General features: G+C 40.6%; 10 protein-coding genes. 8 read left to right on the forward strand and 2 right to left on the reverse strand.

The features are described 5' to 3' along the window. The first annotated feature begins 45 nt into the window (after positions 1-45). The 8 genes from NL42_RS16480 (at position 46) to NL42_RS16515 (ending at position 9,573) form a co-directional block, all read left to right on the forward strand. Positions 46-1,107 (forward strand): HlyD family secretion protein, encoded by a 1,062-nt coding sequence (locus tag NL42_RS16480; RefSeq protein ID WP_461313564.1) that lies wholly within the window; start codon positions 46-48, stop codon positions 1,105-1,107. A 25-nt stretch (positions 1,108-1,132) separates the two neighbouring features. Further along, positions 1,133-2,680 carry a DHA2 family efflux MFS transporter permease subunit gene (locus tag NL42_RS16485; protein WP_461313565.1) on the forward strand — a complete coding sequence of 516 codons (1,548 nt, stop codon included), beginning with the start codon at positions 1,133-1,135 and terminating at the stop codon, positions 2,678-2,680. 188 nt (positions 2,681-2,868) lie between these two features. Then, complete coding sequence (locus tag NL42_RS16490; protein ID WP_461313572.1) at positions 2,869-3,657, forward strand: hypothetical protein; 789 nt, start codon at positions 2,869-2,871, stop codon at positions 3,655-3,657. After that, complete coding sequence (locus tag NL42_RS16495; protein ID WP_461313566.1) at positions 3,654-5,240, forward strand: GH3 family acyl-acid amido synthetase; 1,587 nt, start codon at positions 3,654-3,656, stop codon at positions 5,238-5,240. The genes NL42_RS16490 and NL42_RS16495 overlap by 4 nt, the downstream gene beginning before the upstream one ends. Further along, complete coding sequence (locus tag NL42_RS16500) at positions 5,237-6,565, forward strand: TolC family protein (RefSeq protein WP_461313567.1); 1,329 nt, start codon at positions 5,237-5,239, stop codon at positions 6,563-6,565. The genes NL42_RS16495 and NL42_RS16500 overlap by 4 nt, the downstream gene beginning before the upstream one ends. Next, positions 6,558-7,718, forward strand: a complete 1,161-nt coding sequence (locus NL42_RS16505) for a hypothetical protein (RefSeq protein ID WP_461313568.1) — start codon at positions 6,558-6,560, stop codon at positions 7,716-7,718. Before NL42_RS16500 ends, NL42_RS16505 begins: the two co-directional genes overlap by 8 nt. A 227-nt stretch (positions 7,719-7,945) precedes the next feature. Further along, positions 7,946-8,917, forward strand: a complete 972-nt coding sequence (gene surE / locus NL42_RS16510; protein ID WP_461313569.1) for a 5'/3'-nucleotidase SurE — start codon at positions 7,946-7,948, stop codon at positions 8,915-8,917. An 11-nt stretch (positions 8,918-8,928) separates the two neighbouring features. After that, positions 8,929-9,573, forward strand: a complete 645-nt coding sequence (locus NL42_RS16515) for a hypothetical protein (protein WP_461313570.1) — start codon at positions 8,929-8,931, stop codon at positions 9,571-9,573. 35 nt (positions 9,574-9,608) lie between these two features. Here NL42_RS16515 and NL42_RS16520 read toward each other — a convergent pair whose 3' ends face one another. Next, entirely contained in the window at positions 9,609-10,049 is a 441-nt protein-coding gene (locus tag NL42_RS16520; RefSeq protein WP_461313571.1) for an HD domain-containing protein, read from the reverse strand. A gap of 164 nt (positions 10,050-10,213) precedes the next feature. Continuing rightward, the gene (locus tag NL42_RS16525) at positions 10,214-10,690 is read right to left on the reverse strand and encodes a hypothetical protein (protein ID WP_199943113.1); all 477 of its coding nucleotides are present in this window, start codon (positions 10,688-10,690) and stop codon (positions 10,214-10,216) included. Between the last annotated feature and the right edge of the window lie 154 nt (positions 10,691-10,844).

Here is a 10,844-nt window from a genome sequence, read left to right on the forward strand (position 1 = left end):
TTAGTGTAAATAAAAAATCGAATATTACAAATAAACGGAATGAATATGGATAACGTAGCTCAGCTAGAAACTGACACTAATTTCCAAAGTCGAAAGAAAATAACTTGGGGTGTTTTTAGTGTCCTGCTGTTATTTTTAGTCGCAGGCATTATATATTATTTTTTTGTATACCGATTTTATCAATCTACTGATAATGCTTATGTTCAGGCAGATGTTACTTGGGTCATGCCAAAGATTTCAGGCGAAGTGATTGAGTTATTAATTAACGATAATCAGGTGGTAAAGAAAGGGGAAACTCTAGCGGTATTAGACCACCGCGATTACCAAGCTCGTTATGATCAGGCGAGTTCTGTCGTCAGCTTAAAAGAAGCGGCGCTTGGTGTACAACAGCAAAATGAAAAGTCTGCTCAGTCTTCCATTACTGAAGCAAATAGTGGTGTAGTGGCAGCGCAAGCAGACTTAACTCGTTTGAGAAAAGATTTTGAACGTTATCAAGATTTATTAAAAGATGGGGTAATTACCCGCCAAAACTTTGAAGGCATTCAGTCCCAATATTTAACAGCTCAGGCACAACTCAGCAAGGCACAAGCCGCAGTCAATGCAGCAGAAGCTCAGTTGGGGAGCTTAAAAGCCAGTCGAGCGCAGCTTCTAGCTGATATTCAAAGTGCTCATGCAAACTTAAACCTATATCAGGTCGATCTGGCATCATCAAAAGTGGTGAGTCCTGTAGACGGTAAAATCGGTAGCCTTGCAATTCAAAAAGGCTCACGTGTTTCTCCGCAAACTCGCTTAATGGCGATTATTCCTGAAAATAGTTTGTATGTACAAGCGAACTTCAAAGAAACCCAAATTGAAAAAATGCATATTGGTCAGAAAGTTAAATTAAAACTTGATGCTTACCCAAGCCTGACTTACAGCGGAAAAATTGAAAGCTTTTCTCCAGCCTCTGGTGCAACTTTCTCACTCATGCCACCAGACAATGCCACAGGCAACTTTAACAAGGTTGTTCAACGTATTCCTGTACGTATTGCCATAGATTCAAGTCCGCATATCGATCTTATAAAACCTGGAATGTCGGTTAGCGCTACGGTTGACCTAAGAACTTAATAATAAAATTTTTAGGTAATAAGAAATGAATAAGCATATTGACGCTGAGTGGAAGTTTCCCGCAAAGACGGCATGGGCAATTTTTGCTGCCATGATTTTTGGCAACTTTATGGCGATTCTTGATATTCAGATTGTGGCGAGTTCTTTAAACGAAGTTCAAGCTGGAATGAGTGCAAGTCGTTACGAAGTCACTTGGGTGCAAACTGTTTATTTAATTGCCGAGATTATTGCAATTCCAATGTCGAGTATTGTCTCGCGGGTGCTTTCAACACGGGTGTATTACACCATCTGTGCAATTGGTTTTACGGTCAGTTCTTTACTTTGTGCGTTGGCATGGAACTTAGAAAGTTTATTGGTTTTTCGTGGCATTCAAGGTTTTATGGGCGGCGGAATGATTCCGACCTCCATGACCGCGTTGTATATACTTTTCCCTGAAGCAAAACGCTCATTGCCTTTGGTCATGTTTGGAATGATCAGTACCTTAGGTCCAGCCATCGGCCCAACCATTGGTGGTTGGCTCACTAATAACTTCTCATGGCACTGGATGTTCCTGATTAATATTATTCCTGGCATTATCATTGCTACGGTCATCTACTCAGGTCCAAATATCGACCGTGCGAATCATTCACTCATCAAAAGCATGGACTGGTTCAGCCTCGTTGGTATGGCGATGTTTTTGGGTGGGCTTGAATATTTCCTTGATGAAGGCGCACGGCATGACTGGCTTGCAGACACAGGCGTTCGGATTGCTTTCATGATCTGCGTTGTGGGCGGCATGATTTTCTTCTCTAGAAGTTTTACCCAACCTAAGCCTTTGCTCGATTTATCCGTATTTAAAAATAAAAACTTTACCTTAAGTGCCATCACAACTTTTGTGATTGGTATGGCGCTCTATGGCTTGGGCTACATGATTCCAGTGTTTCTTGGGCAAGTCCGTGAAATGAACAGTAGCCAAATTGGTCACGTCATGATGGTGACAGGTATTGTCATGTTCTGCTTTGCGCCGTTTCTTGCGTGGCTTATTCCCAATTTTGATACCCGAAAAACCGTATTTGTTGGAATGATTTTGGCTGGATTTGGTGTTTGGCTCAATTCGCACCTCAGCATTCACAGCGATTATGACTTTATGTTCTGGCCGCAAATTTACCGTGGCATTGGCCTCATGATCTGCTTGATTGTGGTTTCACATTTAGCCATGAGCACTTTGCCACTGAGTAAAGTTGCCGACGCCAGCGGTATTTATAACCTGATGCGCAATATTGGCGGAGCGGTTGGACTGGCGCTGATTAACTCCTCATTAGACTGGTTGACTGCGCTTCATGTTACCCAGATTAATCAGTCGATGACCCCGCAGAACTGGATTTTTACGGAAAGACTCGATCAGCTCACGGCGCAATATCAGGAAGTCGGCTCAAATGCACAGCAAATTGCGCTCAGCGTGATTTATCGTGACATTCATTTTCAGGCACTGACATCGAGTTTTAATGATTTATTACGCATGCTCGCAATCATCATGTTTGTGACCGCATTTTTAACCATCTTTATGGATCGGGGGAAGAAAATGAACATGTAGCGATTTAGAAATAAAGAGCAGCTTTCAAAGAATGAAAAACAATAGGGCATATCAAAACGTATCCCTTCATAGAAAAAGAACATTTTTATGAGTTTTCTAAAATCGGTTGATGAGATCGGGGAACTCGCAAATTAGAGGTGGAAGGTTAAAGGATTATGATTAATACAACGTATAAACTAATTTCAAAATTGAACCTGAAAAACACGACTTATGGTCAATATTTTGAAAAAGAGCAAATCGATACTGAGCGATTAAAAGTGATGTATTCCATTTACGAACAGTATTATGAAAATACGAGATTTTCTATTTTCGTAGATGATTTTCAAAATAAAAGTGGTGCAATCTTAATTTTTGATTCACAAACAAATGAGATTGTGGGCTTCTCTACCGTTGTGGTGCAGCACTTCTATTTAAATGGTAAGGACTACACCGTATTATTTAGCGGTGATACGGTCATTTTGAAGAAGTTTTGGGGTACGCGTAGTCTACAAAGTACTATGCTCAAACTCATGATCAAGTTAAGAGTGAAATATCCATTTAACGAACTCTATTGGCTTCTGATTTCTAAAGGCTATAAGACCTACTTGCTACTCGCCAATAACTACTATGTTTATTACCCACATATTAAAGATGAAAACCAGCATCTCTCGGAAGTCGTCGAACACTACTGTGAGAAATTCTTTGGCGAATATTATGACAAAGATGCAGGCCTGTTAAATTTTGGAGATGACTATCAACCATTAAAAGGTGAGGTCGCACCCATTACTGCCGAAATGAGAGAAAAGAACCCAAATATTCATTTCTTTGAGCAGTTGAATCCGACATGGAAAGCCGGCACAGAGCTACCGTGTATTGGTCGATTAGGCTGGAAAGATCTTGCGCGTTTCCCAGTAAAGCTCATCACCAAACCCACGAGTAAGGGAAGATGCGAAGCACGTAAAACGTCGAAAACAAACCGTAGAGGGGCCATCCAATGAAATCTAATGAATGGCTGACTTTGGGTTCGCATCTGATTTTAAAAAAATGGTGTGATGCATCTGACCGTAATTTTCAAAAAAGGTTTAATGCGTTAGAAGCAACACAACGTCAAATCCTGCATTCGATTTTACAGACTTCTACGTTTGCGAAAGACAAAAAAGTTCAAAACTATGAGCAATTTGTAAAATCATTTCCTGCGACACGTTACAGCGCGTGGCGAGAAGACATTCAACGTTATCGTGAACAAAAGTTGTCATTGTCTAGTAGTAAACTGGTTCGTTTCCAGCCGACCAGTGGGTCGAGTGAACAAATCAAGTTTATTCCATATACCAAACTGTTTTTAGATGAACTTGATCATGCGATTGCACCGTGGATGGCAAGTTTATACCGTAAATGTCCACAGCTCAGTTCGGGTACGCATTACTGGTCGGTGTCATGGTTACCTGAAAGTCAGCGTGAAGTTTTAAAAGATAAAAACCTAAATGATGATAGTGCGCTACTGGGTGTAGGTAAGCGAATTTTATCTAAATTTACCCAAGCGGTTCCAAGTAATGTTGCATTTGCAGCCAATGCCGATGATGCACTCTTTGCCACGATTTGCTATTTGGTGGCAAACCGTAACTTAGCCATGATCTCGGTGTGGAGTCCAACTTTTGCGCTGCAATTGCTTGAACGTTTGGAGTTACTACAACAAGACGTGATTGAAGTTTTACAAAGTGGTTCATGGAGCAATCGTCAGGCTTCATTAAAAGAAGTGACCGCACCGCATAGTCCTGAAAGCGCTCAAGCCCTAATTGACAGTACAAACGGCAAACAGATCGACTTCAAACAGCTATGGCCTAAGTTAAGTTTAGTGTCGAGTTGGGATACAGCAGGTTCAAAAGCTTGGGCCGAAAAATTAAAAGAGAAATTACCCAGTGTTCAGTTTGAAGGTAAAGGTCTATGGGCGACCGAAGGTGTAGTGACCATTCCCTATAACGACCAATACCCGCTGGCGTATCAAAGTCACTTCTATGAATTTGAATATTTAGAAGGTGAAAAACAAGGACAAATCATTCCGTCGTGGCAGCTTAAACAAGGTGATGTGGTGAGCCCACTCATTACCTCAGGCAATGGCTTGCTTCGTTACTGTATGGATGATTGCTTACGCGTGACTGGCTTTATCGAGCAAATCCCGTGTTTTGAGTTCCAAGGCCGCCGTTTTGGTGTAGATCTAGTCGGTGAGAAACTCGCACCTGAAACTGCCCAGCAATTATTGTCGCAGTTAAATGAAACGGAATCTAAAGCGATTTCTTTACTGGCGATTGATACCGAGCAACACGTTAAGCCGTTTTATTGCGTGCTTTTTGAAGGCGAGATTCATCACAGCATCAGTAATGAATATATCGACAGTATTTTGCGCCAAAACTTCCATTATGAACTTGCTCGAAACTTAGGACAGCTCGACCAGCCTCAGATTCGCCAAGCCAATAATGGTTGGAATGCCTACAAAAAATTGGTCATGTTTGACGGCATTATCGAAGGCAATATCAAGCCTGAACCACTTAAGAAAGTCACTCTGAATAGTTTGGAACAACTATGAAAGGAATGAAACAACTTAATACTCAGGTTTTAACGCGTCGATACGCTCTGTGTATATGCATGTTATTTGTGTCGAATACACATGCCATGACTTTAGACGAGGCATTGTCTGCAAGTTTAAGACATGAAAGTCAGCTTGAAGTCAGTCGTTTAAGTGTGAACCAGTCAACCGCTATGCTTGAACAGGCTAAACAGCGTGATGGACTCAAAGTCAATTTAGTCGGGCAACTTGACTATGAAAGAATAGATACGCCTTCACAAGTCCTGTTTCCAACTGAAGGAAACCGTAAAGGTCGAAGTTTACAATTGCAGGCGGATTATCCGATTTATACCTCTGGACGACATCGTTTAGGAATTGATGTTGCCGAAAGCCAGCTCTCTGCACAAAACCAAGGGTTATCAGATCAAAGATCGGAAACTATTTTAAATACCGTGATGGTCTATACCGACGTATTAAAAAAGAAAGCGATTTTAGAACTCAGACAAAAGACTATGGCAAATCTGCAACGGTCTTTATATGAGTCGAAGCGCCGTTTTGACGTGGGGATGATTACCCGTGCGGACTTGGCTCAGGTTTTGGCACAAGTTGCCCAAGGTCAAGCCGATATTACACAGGCTCAATCTAACTTGACCGTAAGCGAAGCACAGTTTTATCAAGTGACAGGTGTAACGCCTGAAAACCTTGTTGCGATTAAACAACTACCCGCTATTCCCGCTAACCTAGATGAGATTTTGACTCAAACCAAAAATCATCCAGCTTTAATGCGTAGCAAATACGAAAAACAGGCTGCCGAGAAACAATATGCTTTAACTAAGCGGGAACTCTGGCCTACGGTCATGCTCACCAGTCGTGCCGGAAAGCAAGATGAAGCAAGCTATATTGGCTCCGAAAGTAATAACTATATGGTTGGGGTGCAGCTTAATGTACCGCTCTATGACGATGGTTTAAATCGCGCCAATGTTAAAAAAGCACAGGCCGATATAGATTTGGCTAACCAAAAAACGCGAAGTCTTGAACTAGATTTAAATAAGCGTACACGTACGACCTATGCACAGCTTCAAACCATTCGACAAAATAAAGAAGCACTGGCAAATGCCATAGAGGCTGCATCTATTGCCTTTGTCTACACGCGTAAAGAGTTCGATGTTGGCACCAAAACCACGTTTGATTTGCTCAATACCGAGCAAAAGTTACTCGATGCAGAAACTCAGAAAACCGTGAATGACCAAGACGAAGTCGTGTTTGTCTATCAGTTACTTGACCAAATGGGGCGTTTAAATAATTTGGTGCCCGTACAGACCGCACAACAGGTGAATAATGAATAAAACAAATCCACCACTTGCTGAAAATACCCTGATTACCCGAGAAGCAACTTTGACAGACGATCAGGCTTTAAGGGACTTGATCGCCGTACCTATGACCACCAAAGGGATACAAATTAGCTTTCAACGTGAACCCAGTTATTTTCAAGCTTCCGACATTGTGTATCGGCATAAATTACATGTTGTGATTGAAGACACCGAGAGCCAGAAGCATGTCGCTTGTTATAGCAATGGTCATCGCCCGTGTTATGTCGATCGGAACGTTCAAAACTTACGGTACGCGGGAGATTTGCGCGTAGATCACAACTATCGGGGGAAATCACTGGTTAAGGTTTTAGCAAAGCATGTAAAACAAACCATGCATGAACCGAACTATAGCCAAATGATTATTTTTGATGATAACCATGCCGCACGCGCTGCCATCCAAACGGGCAAAACGGGTATGCCTGATTATTATGACGAAGGGCTTATAGAGACACTTAGTCTGACGAGCACTGGCACAAAACGGAAAATCACGGCTTTTTTAAAACAAGCTAATCAGAGTGATATTCAAGAGATCCGTACATGTGTTGCTGAAGCTCAACATGTGAAAGCCATGAATCGGTTTATTGCCGACATGGCAGAGTTTTATAACTTTATACCTGCCTATAACTTTGAAGAACTGGCCCAAGGTCATCGGTATTTTTCAGGAATAAAACTTTCAGACTTTTCACTTTATTTTAAGGGTGAAAAGCTGGTGGGCATGTTTGGCTTGTGGGATCAGCACAGTATTAAGCAAACCAAAATTTTGCATTACAGTTCAGTCATTGGAATTTTTAGGCCTGTTTATAACTTATTAACTCCGTTAACTAAGGGCATGCGTTTGCCTAAACTCGGTGACTCTATTCAGTACCATGTGCTGCATACGCTTATGTGCCACCCCGAAGATTTGGCTTTGCATCATAAAATGCTCGAAGATGCCTATAACAAGTCAAAACAGCAGGGCGTTGGTGTGGTGAGCTTTACGCTTTCACATAAAGACCCGCGTTATCAGTTAAACCAGTTTTATAAAGGTGAGCGCTTAACAGGAATGCATGGTTTTATTAGTTATGAGGGCGACCCACGACCACATTTTGATAAAAACCTGATTCCATATTTAGAAGTCGGACGTATTTAATTTAAGGCTTGAAGCGATACTTTTAATGAAGCCCATGAAAGTGGGTTTTGTCATTTTTAATATGAGCTATAAGGTTGATAGTTTATAAAAGAAAACTTAGAAATAATTTAAACTATAATTGTTTAATTTTTAATGGAAATTTTTTTAATCGTTATTTAGAAGAAGTCACTAAACGTACATATAGCGCAACTACTATACAAATCGAAATTGAATAACATGGTAGTTAAGTGATGAAAAAAAGTTTATTGGGCGGCCTTATTCTGTCTTTGTGTACAACTCCAGCTTTTGCATTAAATATTTTATTGGTTAACGATGATGGTTTAACCAGCAATGTCAAAGCACTTTATGATGAATTAAAAGCAAATGGTCATAACGTGCTTGTGTCTGTACCTTGTTCACCACAAAGTGGCCGAGGTGGCGCAATTGTGATGTACAGCTCAACGACCATTTCTGCGGATAATGATAAGCAAATTGCCGCTGAAAACGGTTGTCACAATGGTGCAGCACCAGTTGGCGCACCTGCTGCTGGAACCTTTACTAAAGCAGGTTATACCAATGGTGACTGGAATTACACGCATGGCACGCCAGTCATGGCAACAATCTATGGACTAGATATCGTTGCACCCAAACGTTGGGGTAAAGCGCCAGACTTAGTTTTATCTGGCCCGAATGAAGGACAAAATGTTGGAAAAGTCGTTGTGCACTCTGGCACCATTGGCAATGTACAGTTTTCGGCAGGACGCGGGATTCCGTCTATTGCTTTAAGCGCCGATACCAACACGGTAGATGACAAAACTTTAAACAACCCTAACTCTGCGATTGTGGCAAAACAAACCGTAGTGTTATTAAAAGAATTACTAGCTAAGGCAGGTAAGGGGCAATTGTTGCCAAAAGGGATTACCTTAAATGTTAATTTTCCTAAAAATTTAACGACTAATACACCTTTTGCTTTTTCAAAAATTGGGACGTATGACTTATATAAACTGAAGTTCCAAGTGACCAAAGACAATAAAGGCAATAACCAATTTGGTCTAGGAATTGATGCGGCACCATCAGCGCCAACCGCAGCTCAAATGTCGGATGAAAGCGCCGTCATGCAAAGCAAAATTGCTGTAACTGCAATGCAAGTTGCTTATGATCAGCGACCAGCAGCTCAAGAATGGCTCAAAATTCGTTTAAAAAGCCTATTTAACAAGTAAGGAGAAAGACCATGAAACGTTGTTTGTTGGTTTTACTCCTTGGGCTTGGATTGGCTGCTTGTAATGACAATGATCATGATGACCAAGTCTCGACTGAAAAACCTGCACTAGCACCGAGCTTAGATGTCGGTACTTATATTATTAGTACCGAGACTGATGAAGAGTTACCGATGGCGGGTAAATACTATTCTGGCGCAGATGGTTCTAAATTATTGGTTTTAGATGATGACGAAAACCGTGCCAAGATTGTGATGAGCTATGACGCAAAAACCAAAGCTTGGCAGAGCAATCAGTCTAATCAAGCGATGACCGTTGAATTAGCACATTATGAAAAAATTGATGATCAGAAAATTATGCTGAATCAATTGGTCGGTAGTTATGATTTATCGTTTCCAGATGGAACAACGGTAAATGCCGAGGTTAATGCGCAAGGCAAAATTGTCTCGAAAGATCAAAATTGTGTGTTTACAGGTGTTATTACTGAAAGTGCATTAGCCAATACAGCAAGCTATCAACTTACCGATAACAAGTGTGATGCGCTAAAAAACAACTCGAAAGGTTATGTTGTGGTAGATGAAGACTTAGAAACTATGAGTTTTAGACTCGTATCTGACACAGTTGCATCAAAAGACATTTGGGCATTTGCACAATCTTAAAAATAAAAAGGCAACGGATTCATTTCGTTGTCTTTTCATTCCAACCTATCTTGCGCCGTTGAAACAATCAGTATGGTTTGAAGGTAATAATCTACACGCGAGTGATTATTGTCCTTATGTGAGTTATGCGCATTAAAGGCTGCATCATGAAGTTTCACGACTCGAGCGATCGGATTCAAACTACAACGAATTAAATATTCTTCGCGTGTTTCAGTTTCTCGTTTAGTTAATCCATCAACGGCATCACGGACTTCTTGTCCGAATAAACTTTCGATTTTGTCTAGGGTAAGAGGTGTGTCTTCAACGCTATCGTGTAGAAGGGCGGTAATAATATAGACTTCTGAAAATCGGTGCTCAATTAATGAATTGACCACACCTTTAATATGGTAATCAAAGTAATCATGAGGACCATACTTTTGACCTTTATGCGATTCTTTTGACAATTTCTCTGCTAATTCAACTTTATTTTGAGTCATTTTTTGCTCTTATCACTTTAAGTATATGACACGGCCTAATTTGTAAGATGGTCGCTTAGGTCATAATTTTATACTGAATACTCAAATTAGGCATATATAAAAAGCAGCCTCGAAATGAGACTGCTCATTTTTAAGTGAACGATGAATCGGCGTCTTCATAAGCTTTAAATATTTGATAAAGTGAATGAGCTATTACCGCCTGTTAAAGCGACGTTCGTACCATTGATTAATAGAACAGGTTTATTTCCACCAATATTGGTTACGGCTAGGCTACCAAACCACCAATTGTTATGTCCAACATAGTGACCTTGAGCGAGATATACGGGAATGGAAGCCGACGAAGTTTGCAAATTAACACCAAAGTAAAAGTTAAGCTTGCTAGGGGTGTCGCCACTACTTTGACTATCAGCAAACATGTGACTACCTTTTTGTAATAGTTCAACATAACTATCAGCGACCTGCGAAGAGCCGCTACGGTTACAGTCTAAAGTGATAGTCCAAACATTTCCTTTTTTAGTAATAGAGGGTGGTGGATCACAGGTTTCGCCGTCTGTATATACAACAGAACCATCAATATATGTGATATTGGTTAATAGCCCAGTATCATCGGTAATAACAACAGTGTTGGATGAAGTTGACATGATTAAATCCTCTTAAATTATGTTTTATCCAGTCGCTTTGTTTTATTGTTTATAAAAGTAATCGCGCTGGATGCTTTGTCTGGTATTTTAAATACCATTGGTTATAAAACGCTTAAAAGTATGATTTATTTATATGCCTTAGACTTATATTTTA

The organism is Acinetobacter sp. GN11 (genome assembly GCF_054823985.1).

Coding starts and splice junctions, on each gene's coding strand:
- NL42_RS16480 (WP_461313564.1), top strand. CDS start 46: ATGGATAACGTAGCTCAGCTAGAAACTGACACTAATTTCCAAAGTCGA.
- NL42_RS16485 (WP_461313565.1), top strand. CDS start 1,133: ATGAATAAGCATATTGACGCTGAGTGGAAGTTTCCCGCAAAGACGGCA.
- NL42_RS16495 (WP_461313566.1), top strand. CDS start 3,654: ATGAAATCTAATGAATGGCTGACTTTGGGTTCGCATCTGATTTTAAAA.
- NL42_RS16500 (WP_461313567.1), top strand. CDS start 5,237: ATGAAAGGAATGAAACAACTTAATACTCAGGTTTTAACGCGTCGATAC.
- NL42_RS16505 (WP_461313568.1), top strand. CDS start 6,558: ATGAATAAAACAAATCCACCACTTGCTGAAAATACCCTGATTACCCGA.
- NL42_RS16515 (WP_461313570.1), top strand. CDS start 8,929: ATGAAACGTTGTTTGTTGGTTTTACTCCTTGGGCTTGGATTGGCTGCT.
- NL42_RS16520 (WP_461313571.1), bottom strand. CDS start 10,049: ATGACTCAAAATAAAGTTGAATTAGCAGAGAAATTGTCAAAAGAATCG.
- NL42_RS16525 (WP_199943113.1), bottom strand. CDS start 10,690: ATGTCAACTTCATCCAACACTGTTGTTATTACCGATGATACTGGGCTA.